This window comes from Microcoleus sp. B13-B6, assembly GCF_036705405.1.
In the GTDB taxonomy this organism is placed as follows: Bacteria; Cyanobacteriota; Cyanobacteriia; order Cyanobacteriales; family Microcoleaceae; genus Microcoleus.
The window spans coordinates 25,885-46,504 of sequence record NZ_JAUBUJ010000013.1 but is presented as its reverse complement, the minus strand read 5'-3'; the positions used below and the strand labels follow the sequence as shown (position 1 = coordinate 46,504).

Genomic DNA, 20,620 nt, shown 5'->3' with positions numbered 1-20,620 from the left:
CCTAATTTTATGCTTATCCATTGCCAATTACCCATTGACTCGCCCCCAATATTTTCAACATCGCCTGTCCGGTAATCCCCAACCCCAAAAACATTACAAACATCGCGCTAATCGCAGGCAGAAATTTGACTGCTGTTATCTGTTTAGGCAGTTTATCAAAATTCCGTTTGGCATAAACTAAGATTAATCCGATCGCACTCAGCACTAAAGCCAATCCCAAACTAAACGCTACCACTAACGTCATTCCCAAACCAACATTGCCCAAAGCCGACGCGCTCAACAGCATCACCAAAGCGGAAGGACAAGGCAACAAACCGCCGGAAATCCCCAAGGCTAATAAGCTTTTCCAAGTAATCGCAGAACCGTCAGCACCGGGAGGCAAGTGCGAGTGAATCCGGCCGTCTCCGTGATGGTGGTAGTGGTGAGATATATCGGGTTTTACAGGCTTAAATTCTCGCTCCCAACTTCCTCTAATCAAAAGATTTACTGGTTCTTCACATTCCGCAGTAAAGACTTTACTCCTTAAAAACCAGTTTTTATTAAAAAATTTAGTTTTAATTTTTTTGAGAACTTCAGTCCCCACTACCAACCTCGTCTTAATTTTTGATAAGAGTAAGTTAAACCCGATAAAGGCTACTAATAAACCAGAGATTAAACTCAGCCAAGGATCTAATTTTTCTGGGTCAATTAAGTTAGAAGCAAACAAAGTAATTCCGCCCACCGCAAACACGCCGGCAGTGTGAGTAATTGTAGTCGTCGCTGCTAGAAATAAAGCGTGTAGCGGAGTAGCCCGCGAACCAACTAAATAAGCGCCGACTATGGTTTTTCCGTGTCCGGGCGACATCGCGTGCACGCATCCCCAAGCAAATGCTCCCGCTACTGCTAGCAGCAAACTCCAACCTGAATCCCAGATAGATTCCTTTCCTGCTAACAAAAAGTCCCGGTTTTGCGGCGTAAACACAAAGCTTTTTACAGCACCCCCTTGCACAATCGTAGCTTGACAGCTAGCTGTCGGAACTCCGGGCAAAAATAGATTGTAATTAATCCGAAAATTAGGTTTGGAGATGGAAATTGCATCAGGTAAACCGGGGGTTTTATCTTGAGAAGGTGCGGGCCAGGTGTAGTCTAAAATTAAGGTGCTGTGGGTATTGGGCTGCTGGATAACACTGGTGCTTTTAGCTGCTATTTCTAGCGGGTTTACTGCTACGGAGCCTTGAATATTGCTACTGTTGGCGATGCGGATTTGTTGGCTAAAAAAATTTTCTAGCTGTGTTTGGTGGCTGCGAACTTCAGCAGGTTGTAGCTGGCTGTCTCGATTGTCGTCGGCGAAGTTTGTTAAGCCTGTTGGGAAAGTTAATGTTATTTCGGCTTGCAAATCGTTGACTACTATTTCTGCTACGGATAAGTCTGACCAGTGTGAGTAAACTGGTCTGTTTGAGGTTGTTAGTAACAAGGAAAGTGTCAGAGAAAATAGGATAAATAATTGGAAAATTCGGTTCAGCTTGTACTGCATAAATCCCTGTTTTTTTAGTGATTTTCGGATGAATTATTTGTGTTTGTTGTGATTTTTCCAGCGCGCTTACCCGCAAGGCCGCCGGGGATTGAAATCCCCGTCTCATAGCGAAAGTCGGTTAAAACCGACTGAATAGCTAATCAAATTTAACAATTGTGCATTTCAGTCCTATGCAAGAGGACTTAAGCTTTTAGGCAGGGGTTGAAACCCCTGGCGGATTGAGGGAATGGCGAACTTGGCCGAATGGCTGCTATTAGCTAATCTCAAAATTCATAACTTCCCAAACCCAATGCTTGGCGAGCTCGATCGTCAAAAGTCGGGTCAATTTCCTTGGACTTTTGAAAATAAGCGCGAGATTCAGCATCCTTACCTAAAGTACGGGCGATCGCACCAGCCCGGTAAAACATCCCCGCATCGCGAATCCCCGATCGCACTATTTCGGCCATCACTCGATCGGCCTTTTGCCATTCCCCAGAGGCCGAAAGCGCCCAGGCTAAAGTATCCAGCGTGACAGCATCCCGGCGAATTTTCACCTCCTCCTGCATTAACGCCAGCGCTTCCGCGACATCCTGCGATCGACCTTTTTCCAGCAGCAAACTTGCTAAATCCCTGCGGTGGCCAAAACCGCCAGAAACCTGTTCCTGTCGCAGCCCTGCTTCTGCTTTGTCGCGAAGTCGCCGGGATTCGATCGCATCTCCCTGCAAATCCTTCACCCTCGCCATACCGCGATCGACAATGCGATCGAACAAAGTCGCAACCCCGCCAGAATACGCAGAAACCTTGCTGTAATAGCCTTCGGCTTCCCGATAATTGCCCTGCCGCGTCTCCAAGTCCGCCAAATAAATCAGCGCCAGCGGGTATCGCGGCACCAACCGCAGCGCCTCCAAAAACAGCGCTTTCGCCTGCACAAACTGCCCGCGACGCGCGTAAAATCGACCCAAGAGCGATCGGGCCCGCGCCGAACCAGCAACCTCTCCCGGTTCCTCCGCCGCCATTGCTTGCCGGTAATCCTGCAAAACCTCAGCATCTCGGCCCTGAGACTCTCTCACTAAAGCTCTCAAAGTGAGAGAACCCAAGTTAGGAATCCGGTTAACTAAGGCTTCTGCGGCTACATTTGCCTCGCTCACTTTTCCCATCGCTAAGTGAGATGTAACTGAAAGGGCGATCGCATCTTCATTGTCAGAACCCGCCTGTTTAGCAAAGCGCAAAGCAGTAGCAAAATCGTGTCTCGCCTCGGCAATTCGAGCTAAAACTAACAGCGCACCTTGGTTGTCAAAAGGCAAATCGGCGATCGACCTTTGAGCCGCTTGTTCTGCCAATAAAAACCAACCTCCCTCCCCAGTAGCGCGAGCCATTTTTAAATAAGATCCCGCCAGTGACGCCCGGTTCAAACCGCTGCGGGAATCAACGGCCAACCGCTGCTGGTAAAAAGCAATCTCTTGCTGAATTGCTTCCTTTTGATTGGGATTATTTCTCAAACTTTCCGAAAAATGATAGCGGTAATTACTATCGAGATTTTCGGGGCTTTTGTTAGAAAAAGTTGCTGAAATAAAACGCAAGTTAGGAGGTAAATTCACTACTACCATCCCAACTAAAGGAACCACTCCCAGCAGCCACCACGAGAAAATATCCGATTTTATTTCCGGTTTAATTTTAGTTTTCATACATCCGCGTTCATCTGCGTTAATCCGCCTTCATCTGCGGTCAAAAAAAGCCTTTTCTATTGTGGTAAGGTGCGTCGCCATCTATAATCTGCAAGTTTCATTAAAAATCTCATAGCGACGCACCCTACATTCATAGAGCTGACTACCATCAACTGTCAACTGTCAACTGTCAACTGTCAACTGTCAACTGACTAATTAGGCAAAGCCAAATAAGGAAAAGTCGGTTCTAAAGGTTTGTGTCCCTGAGCCGGATTTCCCGGACTTCCGTTATATGAAACGTTATCACCAACCGGAGAACCTACCAAAGCTCCCAGAGTGATATCAATAACGTCATCCATCAGCATACGACCTCCGATCAAGCTTCCTTGAGCATTGGTAGCGCTAGCGTAGCCGCTGGTTTTTGTGGTATCGATCCGCATGACATCGGGTAAGAAAGCTCCGGCGATCGCATTTGGATCGACATTATCCCGACCGTCCAAAAGATCGACAGCATTCAGAGTAGCAACAGCTTCCTGCCGCACCGGAGCAGCAGCAGCGCTCAAATCCGATCTCGGAGGAATATTATTGAATGCTTCCAGATAAGCGGGAGTAACTATCAAACCCTCATTAATTGCAGGTCTTGCCAAACGCTCGAATTGTTTAAAACCGCCAGCTCCATCCCGGATCGAAACTGTTGACCAAACATCAAAAGTATTTGCCCCTGTTCCTGCTTGCAAAAACGCTTTCGGAACGCGGACAGCAATTGTATTGACGTTGTAACCTTTAGTAAAGTCGATCGCTTGACTCGGTTCTTTAAAAGCAGTGCGCGGCCCCGTTCCCAAAGCTGCGGCGCGAACTCTAAAAAATTGTTCCACATCAAAGAAAAATGGGTCTTCGCGTAAACCCGCAAATACAGTCAAGTTAGAACCGCCCACAGGTACTGTATTCAAAACAGCATTAGAATTCAGCGGAGTTGTAGCAATTAGCCCGCCGTTAACAGTAGTCTTAGCAACAGTCTCCGAGCCACCGCGAACAACAGTTACAGCTACCGCTTGCATACCTCTATTGTTAGGCGGACTGAAGGCAAACCGCAAGATAATATCCGAACGTCCAGTAGGTGTAGAATTCACGTCACCTACCTGGGTGATGTGAAATTGGTAGAGGGCTGTAGTGCTGAAATAATATTGATAACGGGCGACAGACCTGGGATTTGAATTCATCGTAAATACTAAATCCCCGTCCGCAGCACCGGAGTTTTGGTCTTTTTCGCGATATACGTACAGGTCAGTTAAATTTACAGCGCGACCTTTGATATCTACTTCGCCGTCGTCGTGGTCAGAAGCGACAATTATCCCTGGAGTTAATAGAGCAATTAGAGCTACTTCAATAGCTAGTATGGTTCGGCGAATTTTTTTTGTGAGCTTCACAGTTAGCACCTTTATTTCAATGTAATTTTTGCACAAATCAATGGTAAATAACCGGCCTTATACCAATTTTTTATGAGGACCCGTAGAATCTGATCCCCCCTAGCCAAGAGGGCGGGCACGGGGAGTAGGGGTCGCACCGCCCCTACAAGGGGGGGACAAGATTATTCTCAAAGTCAACCCCTACTCCCCAACAATCAGGGGGATTTAGGGGGATCGAGATATGTGAAACTTCACATTAAATTGGTATTAGCGGGTTGGACTTTTGTAGCAACAGGTTGCAATCTGCCAACCTGTCGGGCTTTGGCGCTGTTGCTGAGCCTTCTCCTATTGGTGGTATACGAAGGTTTGGCAATTTTGGATCTGTGCTGCCAGACTAATTTCTGTAAAAAAGTGGGTAATTGAGGATTTACTCGTTCCCGGACTATGCTTGGGAAGACCTGCTCCCAGACACGGCTTCCCTCGATAGAGCGGAGCCAGAGCCTCGCTTAGAGGGGTTTCCAGGCTCTTATTGGGAGCGATCGAACAAAGCTTGGGAACGAGTGAATGGCGCTGTTTTGACCGAAAGCATCCAGGATACCCGCCACGTGATTCATTCCTTCGCAGACTCAGAACCCAGAAATAAAAAACCTGTATCCGATGAAACTTGCCCCCGAATTTATCCGGGGGGTCAATGCTTCAATTCTTTAATCGAAAATCGAAAATCGAAAATCGAAAATCGATAGACTCTTCACGCTCAGGGATTTTTTTGTTCTGCATAAAGCGGATTGCTAAGTCTCAACCAAATAATTAATTAGGTGGTAAAATCCAATATGACTTGGGATTTTTACAATTCAAAGCACGACAAAATTAGCCTGAAAAGGCATACTCCAGTTTGTACCCCAACTTCAAACTTACAATTATGTTCTGTAGTGATATACGCCGAATTTTTAATTTTGGATCTGTGCAGTCAAAACAAAAATTTTCGGTACACTGAGATGACAGGCCAGAAGTCAGGCGATGAATCGCTGCTTTTAGTGCAGATTGCCCAGAAAGACCAAACGGCATTAGCTAAACTTTACGATCGCTACGGTCGCCCAAGTTACGCTCTCGCTTACAAAATCCTGGGTTCGGTAGAAGAAGCTGAAGAAGTGGTACTCGATGTTTTTTCCCAAATTTGGCAAAAAGCAGCAACTTACGATCCTTCTCGCAGTCGAGCAGATACCTGGTTGTTCATGCTTACCCGCAGTCGTTCCCTCGATCGGCTGCGAGCTGTGCAGCGAACAGTCCGGGCTGCTGAAGCTTGTCTGGAAGAGGCTAAAGTACCCATCTCTAGCGTTGCAGAACCGATGGAAGATGCCATGTTTAAAGAACGCAGGGAACAAGTCAAAGCGGCCTTAGAAAAGCTGCCAAAGGAACAGCAACAGGCGATCGAACTCGCTTACTACCAAGGATTGACTTGCGCGGCGATCGCAGCTAAAACTGGTATCCCGACAGGTACAATCAAAACCAGAATTCGGTTGGGTATTTCCAAATTGCGTCAAGCTTTGAGCGACGAATTTTAGATTGCCAAAAAATTAAATTTAAGTTGTTTAACATCAATCTAAAATTCTGGCATCTCCCATCATCCATCTTGAGTGCGAGGGCAGCAGACCAATCTAAAATTTAAAATCCAGTTAGGGTGAATTACAATTAATGGCGAAAAACAGATGGAAATGATGCCAGACGAGGAATATAACATCCTTGCAGCCCTTCAAGCTCTCGATACCCTCGACGAGTCAGAACGTGGCGCATTTGCAGAGAAATTGAAAGAGTCCCCAGAACTTACAAGTGAATTAGCTGCTTTGGAATCCACAATTGCCGCGATCGCCTACACAGCCCCCCCAGTTCCTGTCGCCCCCGACCTCAAAAACCGCCTGTTCCAGCGTATAGCCCAACTGCCGCCCACCCTGGCCGAATCAGGCAATATAAAGCCAATTGTTACTTCCCCAACCGAGAACAATACTCCATCTTTAATAGTGCGATCGCACGATGTCAAATGGAAATCTTATGGAGTTCCGGGAGTCTCGTTCGGCAAGCTTTACATTGACAAAAAAAAGCGCGAAATTACCTGCTTGATGCGCCTAGAACCTGGAGTAACATTTCCCATGCACCGACACGCTGCCTCGGAGGAAGTGCTTGTATTAGAAGGAGACTTAATTGTAGAAGGGGAAATTTGCCATCAAGGCGACTACATTCGATCGGTTCCCGATTCCACACATTCGCCCCTCACACAAGGGGGATGTTTGCTGTTAATGAAAACTTCCCTAGACAACGAAATGTTCGTCTGATATTATTTTTGTTGAATTGCCGACAGCTTGGAGGGCGGATTTATGTAGATTTTTAGTTAGAAGTATAGATGGTTGGTGAAACCCGCCCCTACAATTATTTCGGTTAATTTACCGGACACGCTCTAACTCAAAAACACCACATTGCTCCGCATTCGGCGGTTAAGAATCCCAAATATATCACGTAATTCCCATGCTAAATTACTCACGTTTAACTGCTGTTGTGTCCGCCGTTATTATACAATTTGTCCCCAGCAACCAAAGCGCGAGCGCCCAAGAACGCGAAGGATGTTTTCTTGTCAATTCAGTAGGAGAAGTAATTAACTTAAATTTGTTGTGTTCGCCCCAAGAATCCGACATTAAGCTGACAGGAAACGATGGGAAATTTCTCGAAGACTATCAACGCTTAGCAAAAAGCTACTCTCCCGAAGCAACGGACAATTTACTGCAAGCAATCCGAAGGGCCCCTGGTCAAAAAATTGCGGCCGCTAAAAGAATGTGTGCGGAAGCAAAATCGGGACTTTCTCTGCCGGAAGTTAAATTAAGAGCGATCGGGCAAGCTGTCAGTATCGAAAATCCAACTGCCAAAGAAAGTTTTCTCGCCGATACGGATATTATTACCACCCTTGCCGCCAATCATTATTGCCCGGAATTAGCCAGTAAGTAATATCATGAAATCTGTAGGGACACGGTAAGGCATATTAGTGTCAACTTAAGCTTTTAGTCCGCCATTCCTCCCGTTCACCCGGCATTCCGCCAGGGAATGAATTCCCTGTCTCATAGCGAAAGTCCTCTTAAGAGGACTGAAGAACTCATTAGTCCTCATAGCGAGGAATTTAGCTTTGAGGCAGGGGTTTCAACAAGAGCCGGACTATGGGTTTAACGTTAAGTTCGCCTTGGGTAAGGCAGCATCTCTGTTTTGATTTTACAGGAGTGCAAGGGGGACGATCGCACTTCTAAAAAACCCTTTTTCCAAAACAGAGATTCTCCCACGGTAATACGGCGTCTTTACTGGCAGTTACAATATTAATTGTCATTTTGTCGCGCAACGATCCATGAAATTACCGGACATGAGATGAAACATTTAAAATCAAGTTCCGCCGACTTGCGGGATTTATTCAAAGACAGCATTACAGTTAAATACCTCGCGGAACCGCTGAAAGCTGTCCCCGCTTGCGAAGATGCCGCCAAATTGCGATCGTGGATGGAGGCCCGCGATTTTGACGTGCTCGGTATCGAAGAAAATGGCACGGTTTGCGGCTATGTAGAACGATCGCACTTAAAGACAGGCAAGTGCAGCGACTACCAGCAAATTTTTCACCCCTCCCAATTAATTGCCGCCGCCACTCCTTTGATGGAATTGCTGCCGCTGCTGCGAGAAAAACCGAGATTATTTGTATTAGAAAGCAACAGGATCAACGGGATCGTTACCTGCGGCGATTTACAAAAAGCACCGGTGCGGATGCTGCTGTTTGGATTGGTGACGCTTCTGGAAATGAATTTATTGCGGATCGTGCGGATTTACTTTCCCCAAGATTCTTGGCAAAAATTCCTTAAGGGCGATCGCATTTTAGCCGCAAAACACCTTTGGGAATTGGGGCGATCCAGAAATGAAGCAATTGACTTAATCGATTACCTGCAATTCTGCGACAAGCGAGATTTAATCCTGAGTTCGGGTGAAATAGTCGATCGGCTGGGGCTCAAATCCAAACGCTACGGGGAGCGTTTTTTAAAGTCAGCAGAAGCATTGAGAAACAAATTAGCTCACGCTCAAGATTTAATCAACGGTTCTTCTTGGCCGGAAGTTATTTTTTTAGCTCAGGAAATAGAAGCGCTTTTGCAGCGTTGCGAAGAAATTGAAATGGCCGCACCTAATGAAGTAGAAAGTATTTAATACTCGTCTTTTAGAGAGAGACTTTGTTTCTAGAGTCGCCATTTCAATCGCCTATTTTGATAGAGGAAGGTGCGCCGAAGCGCACCCTACATTTAGTTTTTAATTTTTAGTTTCCTGTTGGTATACTTAGGAACCCAGCCTTGAGCACTGGTGTAATACTGCAAGGCTTTCAAGTACAGCGACGGAGTGAGATAAAACCAATGTTCGGTATTAGCCGGCACTTTAATGTATTCTTCAGCTTGCAGCATTAATTGTACCTGAGATCCGTTAGAATACACAAACCCAAAAACGCATTCCCCAGCTAAAATGTGAAGAACTTCTGCATCTGTGTGGGTATGAGTGCGATCGCTTTGAGTCATCAGTGCGTAAATCTGCTGCGAACCTGGATGCAGCACTTTTAAGTCGCACCACCGATATCCGCTGGCGCGCTTAAACTGTTCAAACTCACTATTATATGCTGCCAGAATCTGCTGTTTTTCTGTTACATTGAGAATGTCTTGAACTAGCAGTTCTTGAAACGCCGGATTTTCGTTAGTGGGCAGGGAATCGATCTCAATATTTAAAACTGCCAGTTGACTGGCGATCGCCCGGATATCCGTATATGTTCTACCGTCTTCTAGTTGCAGAACAGCCATATTACCACCTAATGTGTTGAGCTTTGAGGGAAATTTAGTTTCCATTTTTAAGCTGCTGTTTTAAGCTTTCGTCAAAAACTAAACTCCTGCTTGTTTTCAATAATAGCCGATCGCTAAAATTCCATGTCCTGCCTCGCCAATGATCAAAGTAATACCACCCATCAAATAATTTGGTGGGTTTTTTAACTTTTATTTAATAAGATTTACTGGAGTTAATGTAAGGTGCGCCATAAGCACCGCACAGCTTAACTAAAAACTCAAAACTTTCAAATCAGCATCCCCGCGATACAAGCAGTCATAAAACAAGCCACAGAGCCAGCAATCATCGCCCTCACGCCCAACCTCGCCAAATCGCCTTGCCGCTGCGGGGCCATCGCGCCAATTCCCCCAATCTGAATCCCGATCGAACCAATGTTAGAAAACCCGCACAAAGCATAAGTCGAGATAATTTGCGATCGTTCAGAAATCGCCTGTTGTTTCACCAATTCCATCAAATCTAAATAAGCAATAAACTCATTCAAAATCGTTTTTTTTCCCAAAACAATCCCCACCTCTGCACAATCAGCCCAAGGCACCCCCATCAGCCAAGCAACCGGAGCCATCAAATAAGCAAAAATTAATTCTAGCGACAACTGAGGCAAACTAATTAGCCCTCCAAACCACCCCAAAAGCGCATTAAAAAAAGCCAACAAACCCAAAAAAGCAATCAGCATCGCGGCCACATTCGCCGCCAACTTCAACCCGTCGCTAGCACCCGAAGCCGCCGCATCCACCGCATTAGCATAAACCTGTTCCACCTTCACCTCCACCTCCCCAGCAGTCAGCGACTTTTCAGTTTCTGGGTACAGCAATTTAGAAATAGCCAAAGCTGCTGGTGCAGACATCACCGACGCCGCAATTAAATGTTGAGCCGGTACTCCAAAAGAAATATAAGCTGCCATGACTCCGCCGGCAATTGTGGCAAATCCTCCCGTCATGACAGCATGGAGTTCCGAGAGCGTCATCGCCGCCAAATAAGGTTTAATTAACAAAGGAGCTTCCGTTTGCCCGATAAAGATATTCGCAGCACAAGAAAGCGTTTCGGCGCCAGAAGTTTTCATGGTTTTAATCATCAACCATGCCACTGCTTGCACAACTCGCTGTAAAATGCCGTAGTGATAAAGTAGGGTGATAAACGAAGAGAAAAAAATGATAGTTGGCAGCACTTTAAAAGCGATAAAGTGTTCTGCAAAATTATCTCCAAAGATAAACTTTGCCCCCGCATCCGAAAAATTGAGAAACTGCGTCACCATATCTCCCAAAAATTTAAATACAGCCAAACCCGGAGCAGTTTTGAGAATCAAAATAGCAAAAATTAGCTGTAAAGCAATTCCCCACAATACGGGCGGCCACTTGACAGCGCGCCGATCGACTGAAAAGACGTAGGACAAACCGACAAAAACAGCTAACCCGAATACAGAAATAAGTCGTTCCATTTAGCAATTTTTAGAGAAGGTGCAGCAAGCTTTTATCGTTACCAGGCTCTGGTAATCCAGATTAACAGTCCGAGCCTTCTTTATCTCGTTTCCAGAGGTCGCCATGAATTCGCGGCGCGGGCCACACAGCCCCGGAGGGCCTATAATACACGATGCAGCCCGATCGCATACAATCTGGGCCAGTTTCGCTTACAATAAAAGGCTAAACCTCAAAATTACGGCGCAGCCTTATTGCTGCTACTTTTATGTCTCTACCTATAGTTGCTATTATTGGACGCCCCAATGTAGGCAAATCGACGCTCGTCAACCGTTTAGCCAACACCCAAGACGCGATCGTCCACGACGAACCGGGAATCACGCGCGATCGCACTTACAGACCAGCATACTGGGGCGATCGGGAATATCAAGTCGTAGACACCGGCGGGCTAGTATTCGACGACGAGACAGAATTTCTGCCTTTAATTCGCGAACAAGCAATGGCGGCCCTCGCAGAAGCCAGCGCAGCCATTTTCGTAGTTGACGGAAAAACAGGGCTCACCGGCGGCGACGAATCGATCGCATCTTGGCTGAGACTGCAAAAAGTCCCAGTCATTCTCGCAGTCAACAAATGCGAATCCGAAAATACAGGACTCACCCAAGCTGCAGACTTTTGGCAATTGGGGCTCGGAGAACCTTTCCCAGTTTCCGGCATTCACGGCAACGGCACCGGCGAATTGCTTGACAAATTAATAACTTATCTTCCCACGGAAGTATTACCAGAAGTTGAGGAAATTAAAGTAGCAATTATCGGTCGTCCCAACGTCGGCAAATCGAGTTTGTTAAACGCATTTCTAGGAGAAAATCGCGCTATAGTCAGCCCGATTTCCGGGACAACCCGCGACGCGATCGACACCTTAGTAGAACGCAACGGTAAAACCTACCGCCTGATCGACACAGCCGGAATTCGCAAAAAGAAAAACGTCGAATACGGCGCAGAATTTTTCGGGATCAACCGCGCTTTCAAAGCCATCCGCCGCGCCAACGTCATACTGTTAGTAATTGACGCAATTGACGGCGTTACAGATCAAGACCAAAAATTAGCCGATCGCATCAGCCAAGAAGGTCGAGCCTGCATCATAGTCGTCAACAAATGGGATGCCGTAGAAAAAGACTCCGACACAATCTACGAGTACGAAAGAGAAGTCAGAACCCGACTTTATTTCCTCGACTGGGCAGAAATGATTTTTGTTAGCGCCATGAGTGGACAGCGTGTTGAAAAAATCATTGAATTAGTAGACAAAGCCTCCGACGAACACAAGCGCCGCGTCACTACCGCCGTCATTAACGAAGTCATAGAAGAAGCCACAACCTGGCACTCAGCCCCAGTTACCCGCCAAGGAAAACAAGGCAAAATCTATTACGGTACTCAAGTGCGATCGCAGCCACCGACAATCGCCCTATTTGTCAACGATCCCAAACGCTTCACAGAAAATTACCGCCGCTACATGGAAAGCCAATTCCGCAAACACCTCGGCTTTACCGGTACACCAATGCGGCTACTTTGGAGAGGCAAAAAAGTTCGTGCCACCGAAATGAGCACAACAAATAGAGCACTGCGCGTCAAGTAATTTTCGATTTTCGATTCAATAAAAAAGGCTCTTCCGTACTTAGTGTGCCAAACTATTAGTTTAAGTAGTTAAAACCCAAGCTATGTATGAATCGAAGGAAAAAATGGCTCCAAATTAACTAAAGTAAGACCGGAAATCCTGGTTGTGTAAAAATTTAAGCCATTAATTTCAGATAAATTAGTACACTAAGTACGGAAGACCCATAAAAAACGCAATTTAACGATCAAAGCAAATTGCGTTTTTTTCTATTCTATTCTCTTTCTTCTCTTGTCTTGCTTCGCGTCCTTCGCGTCTTCGCGGTTCAATAAATTAGTATTATTAATAATCGACAATCTAAAATCTAAAATCTAAAATCTAAAATCCCAAATGGACTTACTTAGATCGCTCCCCATAGGACTTTACCTAGAACAACCCGTAACCTGGCTTCACCGGCTAGACTCCCGCGTAAAACTAGCCTGGTTGATGACATTTCTGATTGCGCCCATACTCGCCAATCCCATCTGGCGGCTGATGCTAGTAGGAATGTTAATCGTACTGACACTAACAGCAGCCATTCCCCTGCGCGTGTGGAAACAGCAAATGGGACTGCTGCTGCTATTCTGCCTATTAATATTTTGCCTCAGCGCGATCGCCCCCGACGGACTCCCCGCAGAACACCAGCCCCGCATCCCCGCCGACGAATTAACCTTTTCCCAACAGCCCGCAACTCTTCCACCCCCGCCCCAACCAAAACCCTGGTATAAACCTTTTAACTTAGGCTCAAACTCCCCAATCCCCAATCCCAAAGCCCAAAGCCCAAATCAACTCCCCCAACCCACAAACTACCGCTACGTTTTATTAAAACAAGGCCCGATTAAAATCACCCGCAAATCCCTAGATTTAGCTATCAACGTCAGCACCCTATTTTTCACAGTAATTTACAGCACCAACCTCTACCTTCTCACCACAGCCAGCGAAGAAATTACCGCCGCCCTTGAAAACTTAATGCAGCCCTTGCGTCGCTTGAACTGGCCTATTACCGAAATAGCCTTAACATTAACTTTATCTTTGCGATTTATTCCCCTAGTATTGGAAGAAATACAAAATTTAGTGCGATCGGTCAGAACCAGAGCGATAAACTGGAAAAAACTCGGATTTCGCAGCGCCGCTCAAGTGTGGTTGATGATAGCGGAGCGGCTGTTAGAAAACTTGCTCCTGCGAGCTGAACAAATAGCCAGCGCCATGAAAGTTCGCGGCTTCACCAGTCCCGATCGACACCGTGTAGAATGGCACCAGTTGCAATTGAAAATCCGAGACTGGATCGCCCTCGGCTGCTTGCTCATCCTCTGGAGCGCCCGCTTTGTTTGGGGTTGGGACAGTTAAGATTTTAGATTTTAGATTTTAGATTTTAGATTGATTGATTGATTGATTAGATTTGAGATTGAAGAATTGGGAAGGACTGATTCGAGTTTCAGATATCGGGGCTCTTCACGAGGGATTGACCCTACAAGAGAATGAAACAGCCCTGGATTCGAGCGGGGTTTGGAGCACGGGCCTAGATTTGAGTAAGTTTTGTCTGGTACGCGACAGTCCTGCTAAAGTAATGGAGGCAAATATTTAGAGAACCCAGACCTTGAACATCTATCTTGGGACAGATATCGTATATGTTCCGCGCATTCAAGCCGCATTAGACCGGTTTGGCGATCGCTTTCTCGAAAAAGTTTACACACCCGCCGAACAAAGGGATTGCGGGCAACTAAATTCTCAACACAGCAGCATTAAAGGTAAAATGAATCGAGTTTCCTGCAACCAGCTAGCGGGTCGCTGGGCAGCAAAAGAAGCCGTTGTCAAAGCTCTAGGCACGGGATGGCGGGGAATACGGTATGCAGATGTGGAAATTCGGCGCTCCGAAAACGGTGCTCCCAATGTGCAACTGCACGGAACCGCAGCAGCACAAGCCTCTGTTTGGGGAAATTGCCAGTGGCAATTAAGCCTCAGCCACGACGGAGACTATTGCACGGCTACGGCGATCGCCCTTTGTACCCCGCTCTCAAACAACGCCGTCGGGCGATCGAACGAAACTAAAATCTAAAATCGAAATCTTTAATCTAAAATTGATAGATTGTGAGTGTGAATGACTACCGAAACTTACCTGAATCATCCAAACTTTGGCCTCCTCTTCAGGGTATCCCAGGTTGAAGACAGCCAAGAATTATTTACCACCCTATACGCCCAACGCCTGTTTTTTTTGGTGACAAACGGCCCTGGGGGGCTGAGATTTGAACCAATCAGTCGCTCCGACGCTCGCCTCATGGTCGAAATTCGCCTGCGAACCCTGCGTCGCAGCGGTCAATATCAGGAGTACGACCAATTGCAGACCATTCACCAGCGCACATTTCAATAACGAAAATCAGTAATTTTGTAATTGGTAACTGTCTAAATTTTCCTTCCCTCCCGTCAAGAGCGTTGAGCACCCATGACCATAGCCTCTCGAATTAACAGCATTCGCCAACACTTGCCGGAATCAGTGCGGTTAATTGCCGTTACCAAACAGGTACCGACTGATGCTATCCGCGAAGCATACGACGCCGGTATCCGGGATTTTGGCGAGAGTAAGGTTCAAGAGACTGCCGAAAAACAAAGCCAACTGCAAGATTTACCGGATATCAACTGGCACTTGATCGGGCACTTGCAAGCCAACAAAGCCGCCAAGGCCCTAGAGCATTTCCAGTGGATTCACTCTCTCGACAATTTAAAGCTTGCTCAGCGACTTTCGCGCTTGGCGGGCGAACAGTCCTGCTCTCCCCAAGTCTGCCTGCAAGTCAAAATGTTGCCCGACCCGGACAAATACGGCTGGAGCGTTCCAGAACTGCTGGCCGACCTTCCAGAACTCAACAAATGTCAGCATATCAAAATTCAAGGTTTGATGACAATTCCTCCGCTGGGATTAGATGACTCGCAAATCCTAGAATTATTTAACAGCACTCGCGAACTTGCACAGAAAATCCAGCAGCAAAATTTGCCCTGCATTCAAATGCAGCAGCTCTCGATGGGGATGTCGGGAGATTATCATTTGGCAATTCAAGCAGGTGCTACTATGGTACGGCTAGGACAAACCTTATTTGGCTCTAGGAGGGGATAAATAATTGAAATCTTCTGATAAAGACAATTTGGGTTAAATATAGAATAGTCAGCCACCCGCGACTAACGCGCAACGCGAGTATAGTCGGGGCAGCAAAGTCGTGAAGGAGCGTGAATCATGAATATTTTTTCTAAACTGCGAGATTTTGTAGGCATCAACAATGAGCCTGAGTACGATGACGTGTACGACGAAACGGAAGGGGAGCGGTATCAGAACTTTTACCAAGCGCCTGAACCCAACCCCGCTGCCGTCGCAGCAGCCGAAGAAGAACGTCGTCAAAATCGTAGAATGCGAGAGCGGTCAGTAGTAGGATCGACAGGTATGGATGTCGTTGCACCAACCGGGGGAGTAGGGTCAGTAATGAATAACGTGATTGGAATGCCTGGAGCTATGAACGGGATTTCGGAAGTAGTAGTAATGGAGCCGCGCACTTTTGAAGAGATGCCGGCAGCAATTCGAGCCCTTAAGGAACGCAAGTCTGTGGTTTTGAACCTGACGGTGATGGACCCAGACCAAGCGCAAAGAGCTGTGGACTTTGTGGCGGGCGGTACTTATGCCCTTGACGGTCATCAAGAGCGAATTGGCGAAAGTATTTTCTTGTTTACGCCTAGCTGCGTGCAGGTGAGAACTCAGTCTGGTGTGGTTCACGAAGTGCCTCCTGCTCAAGGACGCCCTCGTGCTGCTGCTCCTGCACCGACAGTCTGGCCGGCAGAACAAGCTCCAGTAGCTCAGTAGTCAGTAGTTAGTAGTCAGTTGACAGTGGTGAGTAGTCAGTAGTCAGTAGTCAGTAGTCAATAGTTAACAACTAATAACTGTGGAATAAACACTGCGGATTAATAACATTAGCTAACAACTAAGTAACCAATGACAACTGACAACTGACAACTGACAACTGATAACTCAAAAGTGACAACTGACAACTGACAACTGACTAATGACTAACATAAAATTTGGTACGATCGGCGGCGGGGTAATGGGAGAAGCTCTCTTATCCCGCTTAATAGCACAAAAAGTTTATTTGCCTTCAGAAATATTGGTGAGCGAGCCTGGGGTAAAGCGCCGCGAGTTTTTGGCTAACAAATACGGGATTGGAACAACAGCCAGCAATCTAGAAGTTGCTGCGGCTACAGAAGTGCTGTTTTTGGCGATTAAACCGCAAGTTTTTGATACGGTAGCTTTGGAGTTGGCGGTGGCGGCCGATCGCAAACAAGGAAATAATGGAGAAACGGCTAATTCCCAGCCAGAAGCGCTGGTAGTGTCGATTTTGGCAGGAGTGCCACTCAGCAAGCTCGAACCAGCTTTTCCGGGGCGGGGAGTGCTGCGGGTGATGCCGAATACTCCGGCAACGGTAGGGGCGGGAATGAGCGCGATCGCTCCGGGAAAACTCGTGCAACCGGCTGATTTAGAATTGGTAAAGCGCATCTTTCAGGCCGTGGGAGAAGTGGTAGAAGTACCTGAGAGTATGCTCGATGCGGTGACTGGGCTTTCGGGTTCCGGGCCTGGTTATGTAGCAATTTTGATAGAGGCCTTGACAGATGGCGGAGTTTGTGCAGGACTGCCACGGGCGATCGCCTCTCAATTAGCTTTACAAACAGTATTTGGTACAGCGAAGCTAATGCAAGAAACGGGAATGCACCCGGCACAATTGAAAGATCAAGTTACGAGTCCCGGCGGTACAACTATTGCGGGAATTGCTAAATTAGAGAGTAACGGCTTTCGTTCTGCCCTAATCGAAGCAGTGAAAGCAGCTTGTTTGCGTTCTCAAGAATTAGGTAAATAAAAACAGAGAATTTAAGATGGCTTATAGCGACTTCAAGCTGAAGGAACTTGTCAAGCAATTTGACTTAACTCTTAACGAAAATCAAGATTTGTTTGCCGATATATCAGAAGTAGAATCTAGCGAAATCCTGAAAGTAGCGTTGAAAGAAAACGCAGCATTAGCAGTAGATATAAATACGGAAAAAGCTCGATCCGAACTGATTATTGCACCAATTTTACTTGAAGTTAGGCGGCAGTTAAATTATCAGATTGGTTTATTTTCAGGTTCCGAGTTTAATGTAGCTCCTGAAAAAGGATTAAATGGAACCTGTGATTTTTTAATGAGTTTGTCAGCGGAACGGCTGTTTATCAGCGCCCCTGTGATTACCCTTGTTGAAGCTAAAAAAGAAGATATTAAGGCTGGTTTCGGGCAGTGTGCAGCGGAGATGTTAGCGGCTCAGTTATTTAATGAGGAAGAAGGAAATCAGATTCCCATCATTTATGGAGCCGTGACATCGGGTACTGTGTGGAGATTTTTGAAGTTAGAGGGCAATATTGTTTCTATTGATGCGATCGAGTATTATCTGAGCGATGTCGGAAAAATTTTAGGGATTTTATTAAGCGCTATACCCAAATCCCCGACTTCGCCGAATTTGTCTGGGTTCTAAAAAGGCGATCGCATTTTACATTCACAGGAGTTATATCATGTCCGGTCGATTACCCTGATTCCTGTAGGGGCGGGTTCACCAATAATATTTGCCAAAAACGGACAATCTCACAAACCCGCCCCGGCAATTGTATTATGGGCGATCGATCGGACATAATATTACGCATCAATACCAAAAAAACCGGGTTTTTCCTCAGTGTTAAAGGCTAAAATGCACTATTTCCGTAAAAAACCAGGTTTCTGTATCTAGGACTAATTCAGCAACGGAGGACACGGCAATGCCGTTTCCCTACCGCAAAATAATCAATCTTCCTGGCTTGGATGTAACCATCACCCGATTAATTGTAGTGCCGTGTCCTGACTGTGGGTAATATCAATCGCTAGCTGCTGTTTCCAATTTCTGCCCAATTCTCGGTTCCGTACCATTCAACAGACGCTGAATATTGCTCCGGTGCCGTACAATTACAAACACACCGCCCGCAATTCCAAACAATACATAAGCCAGCGGCTGATGTAAAGCAAACATCAATCCAGCAACGCTAATTGCCCCTATAATCGAACTTAAAGAAACAATTCGCGACACCGCAAATACTATCCCGAAAATTCCGAAAGTTCCCAAACCAACTGGCCAGTACAAACCCAGCAAAACTCCCAAACTCGTAGCCACAGATTTACCGCCGGTAAACCCCAGCCAGATTGATTTGCTGTGGCCCAAAACAGCAGAGAAACCGGCCAAAGTTGCCATCCAAGGGAGGAGAGTTGCAGTATTTTCTAAACCTGCCGCGGTTGCTAGCTGGCTGGTAAAAGTGAGAGAGTAAATGTAGCGGATTAGGACGATCGCACTTACCCCCTTCAACACATCAACCAACAAAACCCCCAACCCCGGCCACTTCCCCAAAGTCCTCAGTACGTTAGTCGCACCAGTCGAACCCGAACCAACCTCTCGAATATCAATTCCTAGCATCCATTTCCCCAAGGCGTACCCCGTAGGAATCGAACCCAGCAGATAAGCTGCTATTAGCAATGCGCCATTTAAAATTATCCAGCTAGCCATTTTTTAATTTGATATTTCGTGTACAGCAGAAGGAAGAAGGCAGAAGGAAGAAGGAAGAAGGAAGAAGAAGGAACAACCAATTCCGGTCAATTTCCCTCTGAGTTTCTTCAGTCCGCGCAGGCGGACGAAAGTTTGTATAGCAGCGAATTATATTCGCCCGGACTTGCTCAAAAATCCTTAGCAGTCGTCAAAGTTTGCGGATCGGCAGCAAAGGCCAGCCATAACGGAAATTGCAGGATTGACAAACTAATTAAATCCTCAGTTTCATCAATGACAATTAGTGGCAATTTACCATCTTTCACCAGTCGATCGGCTTTTTGAGCCAAAGCCTCCGCAGACTCAAACATAATAATCCCCCTTTCCGGGCCAAAATCGCTGCGAGTAATGCCCAAACAGTCCTGCAAACCCCGGCGCCACTCTCCCAAACGTTCGGGACTGTTGGCGAGCACCAAAGTCCGCACCCGTCCGCCGTAGACGCTTCTGAGTACAGAAATAATTGTCGAAGTAATCAAGATATTTTGCAAGCGCGAACCCATAGTCCGCAAAGCACCCCTTCCTCCTTGAGTGAAAAACCAGTTAGAAACTCGTTCTGCGTGGATGGGTTCAAAAGTGCGGCGGAGTTGCCAAGGCGGGCCGTAGTAGTCGGGGACAGTACGGTATTGATCGAGGGTGCGGCGAATTTGTTTGGCTTGTTCTTGAAATCCCTGTTCGGCAAATTTGGGATTTACCGGTGCTGAGGATTGAGACTCCTCAGCAGCAGTTCGCTGTGGTGTCTCTTGCACTGGCGGTGTCAAATCTAAGAGTTCTGCGGTGGCGGCCAAATCCTGCAAACTGCCTACTAGATAGTCTTTGAAACCTTGGACTCGAATTGCTAAATCTTGGGAAACGCCGGCAAAAGTGGTTCGCATTTCCTTTTGAATTCGATCGCGCCGGCGTTCTAGTTTTTCTACTTCGATTTGTAGCGCTTGTTTGCGCTGATCTAGTTGAATCAAGCCGTCTTGTACCAAACGCCCGATCGATGCTTGAGCCTGGCCCAACGCTTCTATAGCATTGGCTTTGTCGGCTTCCAATGTGGCAATTTTTTCAGTCAAAGCTTGTTCTTGCTGCTGCAATTCTTGGACTCTCTCTGCCAACTGTTCGGTAATATTTTCTGGGATGTGCGTTACCGTTTCTGGGATTGCTGTTGGCTGGGAGTCTGTGGGAGGCTCGATTTGAGCGATCGGACTTTCTGATTCGGCCTCGTCGGTGTTGGGTCCAATTTGGGCGATTGCGCCTGCTTCGTCCACGAATTGGGCGATTTCGGCATCTTCCTCGTCCAGCGGCGGGTCTGTTTCTGCCGGGAGTTGGGCGGGCAGTTCATTTTCGTCGATCCACAAATCTCGTGTTTGAGATAGAAGTTGGTACTCTGTCTCATTCACGGGTAAATCGACTTCGCCGTCACCGCTTGGGGCGACTGGTTGTGGTTGCGGTTCTTGGGTTGGAGATTCGTCTGAATTCATGGGAAATTTTGTTCGGCGTGGGCA

The 20,620-nt window shown here is 46.7% G+C and carries 21 protein-coding genes; 14 read left to right on the top strand and 7 right to left on the bottom strand.

Annotation, left to right across the window (positions count from 1 at the left end):
* Positions 1–13: 13 nt before the first annotated feature.
* The 3 genes from QUB35_RS08210 to QUB35_RS08200 all read right to left on the bottom strand — a co-directional run bounded on the left by QUB35_RS08210 (position 14) and on the right by QUB35_RS08200 (position 4,583).
* Positions 14–1,513, bottom strand: a complete 1,500-nt coding sequence (locus QUB35_RS08210) for a HoxN/HupN/NixA family nickel/cobalt transporter (protein WP_333141056.1) — start codon at positions 1,511–1,513, stop codon at positions 14–16.
* A gap of 263 nt (positions 1,514–1,776) precedes the next feature.
* Positions 1,777–3,177, bottom strand: a complete 1,401-nt coding sequence (locus tag QUB35_RS08205; RefSeq protein WP_333141054.1) for a hypothetical protein — start codon at positions 3,175–3,177, stop codon at positions 1,777–1,779.
* A 191-nt stretch (positions 3,178–3,368) separates the two neighbouring features.
* Complete coding sequence (locus QUB35_RS08200; protein ID WP_333141052.1) at positions 3,369–4,583, bottom strand: DUF4331 domain-containing protein; 1,215 nt, start codon at positions 4,581–4,583, stop codon at positions 3,369–3,371.
* 222 nt (positions 4,584–4,805) lie between these two features.
* On the opposite strand from QUB35_RS08200, the gene QUB35_RS08195 reads away from it, so the two are divergent.
* From QUB35_RS08195 to QUB35_RS08170, 6 genes are all read left to right on the top strand, one after another.
* Complete coding sequence (locus tag QUB35_RS08195; protein ID WP_333141050.1) at positions 4,806–4,985, top strand: hypothetical protein; 180 nt, start codon at positions 4,806–4,808, stop codon at positions 4,983–4,985.
* A complete protein-coding gene (locus QUB35_RS08190; protein ID WP_333141048.1) occupies positions 4,982–5,305 on the top strand; it encodes a hypothetical protein in 324 nt (107 codons plus the stop codon). Before QUB35_RS08195 ends, QUB35_RS08190 begins: the two co-directional genes overlap by 4 nt.
* 252 nt (positions 5,306–5,557) lie before the next feature.
* Positions 5,558–6,124: a sigma-70 family RNA polymerase sigma factor gene (locus tag QUB35_RS08185; protein WP_333141046.1), complete on the top strand. Its 567-nt coding sequence runs from the start codon at positions 5,558–5,560 to the stop codon at positions 6,122–6,124.
* A gap of 144 nt (positions 6,125–6,268) precedes the next feature.
* Complete coding sequence (locus QUB35_RS08180) at positions 6,269–6,889, top strand: cupin domain-containing protein (RefSeq protein WP_333141044.1); 621 nt, start codon at positions 6,269–6,271, stop codon at positions 6,887–6,889.
* 190 nt (positions 6,890–7,079) lie between these two features.
* The gene (locus tag QUB35_RS08175) at positions 7,080–7,553 is read left to right on the top strand and encodes a DUF732 domain-containing protein (protein ID WP_333141042.1); all 474 of its coding nucleotides are present in this window, start codon (positions 7,080–7,082) and stop codon (positions 7,551–7,553) included.
* Between the two features lie 408 nt (positions 7,554–7,961).
* On the top strand, positions 7,962–8,780 hold the full coding sequence (locus QUB35_RS08170; RefSeq protein WP_333141040.1) for a hypothetical protein: 819 nt from the start codon (positions 7,962–7,964) through the stop codon (positions 8,778–8,780).
* 92 nt (positions 8,781–8,872) lie between these two features.
* Here QUB35_RS08170 and QUB35_RS08165 read toward each other — a convergent pair whose 3' ends face one another.
* Complete coding sequence (locus tag QUB35_RS08165; protein ID WP_333141039.1) at positions 8,873–9,460, bottom strand: acireductone dioxygenase; 588 nt, start codon at positions 9,458–9,460, stop codon at positions 8,873–8,875.
* Between the two features lie 221 nt (positions 9,461–9,681).
* Positions 9,682–10,890 (bottom strand): NupC/NupG family nucleoside CNT transporter, encoded by a 1,209-nt coding sequence (locus tag QUB35_RS08160; RefSeq protein WP_333141037.1) that lies wholly within the window; start codon positions 10,888–10,890, stop codon positions 9,682–9,684.
* Between the two features lie 245 nt (positions 10,891–11,135).
* Between QUB35_RS08160 and der the strand changes: the two genes are divergently transcribed.
* From der to QUB35_RS08120, 8 genes are all read left to right on the top strand, one after another.
* On the top strand, positions 11,136–12,497 hold the full coding sequence (gene der, locus QUB35_RS08155; protein ID WP_333103879.1) for a ribosome biogenesis GTPase Der: 1,362 nt from the start codon (positions 11,136–11,138) through the stop codon (positions 12,495–12,497).
* A 366-nt stretch (positions 12,498–12,863) separates the two neighbouring features.
* Positions 12,864–13,859 carry an energy-coupling factor transporter transmembrane protein EcfT gene (locus tag QUB35_RS08150; protein WP_333141034.1) on the top strand — a complete coding sequence of 332 codons (996 nt, stop codon included), beginning with the start codon at positions 12,864–12,866 and terminating at the stop codon, positions 13,857–13,859.
* 250 nt (positions 13,860–14,109) lie between these two features.
* A complete protein-coding gene (gene acpS / locus QUB35_RS08145; protein WP_333141032.1) occupies positions 14,110–14,568 on the top strand; it encodes a holo-ACP synthase in 459 nt (152 codons plus the stop codon).
* Positions 14,569–14,610: 42 nt separating this feature from the next.
* Positions 14,611–14,880, top strand: coding sequence for a transcriptional coactivator PipX (gene pipX / locus QUB35_RS08140; protein WP_006634205.1), 270 nt, complete (start codon positions 14,611–14,613; stop codon positions 14,878–14,880).
* Between the two features lie 72 nt (positions 14,881–14,952).
* Positions 14,953–15,618, top strand: coding sequence for a YggS family pyridoxal phosphate-dependent enzyme (locus QUB35_RS08135; protein WP_333141030.1), 666 nt, complete (start codon positions 14,953–14,955; stop codon positions 15,616–15,618).
* 117 nt (positions 15,619–15,735) lie between these two features.
* The gene (locus QUB35_RS08130; RefSeq protein WP_333080778.1) at positions 15,736–16,353 is read left to right on the top strand and encodes a cell division protein SepF; all 618 of its coding nucleotides are present in this window, start codon (positions 15,736–15,738) and stop codon (positions 16,351–16,353) included.
* A gap of 199 nt (positions 16,354–16,552) precedes the next feature.
* A complete protein-coding gene (gene proC, locus QUB35_RS08125) occupies positions 16,553–17,398 on the top strand; it encodes a pyrroline-5-carboxylate reductase (protein ID WP_333141028.1) in 846 nt (281 codons plus the stop codon).
* Between the two features lie 16 nt (positions 17,399–17,414).
* On the top strand, positions 17,415–18,044 hold the full coding sequence (locus QUB35_RS08120; RefSeq protein ID WP_333141026.1) for a hypothetical protein: 630 nt from the start codon (positions 17,415–17,417) through the stop codon (positions 18,042–18,044).
* A gap of 372 nt (positions 18,045–18,416) precedes the next feature.
* Here QUB35_RS08120 and plsY read toward each other — a convergent pair whose 3' ends face one another.
* Both plsY and QUB35_RS08110 read right to left on the bottom strand, forming a co-directional pair.
* The gene (gene plsY / locus QUB35_RS08115) at positions 18,417–19,097 is read right to left on the bottom strand and encodes a glycerol-3-phosphate 1-O-acyltransferase PlsY (protein ID WP_333141024.1); all 681 of its coding nucleotides are present in this window, start codon (positions 19,095–19,097) and stop codon (positions 18,417–18,419) included.
* A 167-nt stretch (positions 19,098–19,264) separates the two neighbouring features.
* A complete protein-coding gene (locus QUB35_RS08110) occupies positions 19,265–20,596 on the bottom strand; it encodes a DUF3086 domain-containing protein (protein WP_333141022.1) in 1,332 nt (443 codons plus the stop codon).
* Positions 20,597–20,620: the final 24 nt, after the last annotated feature.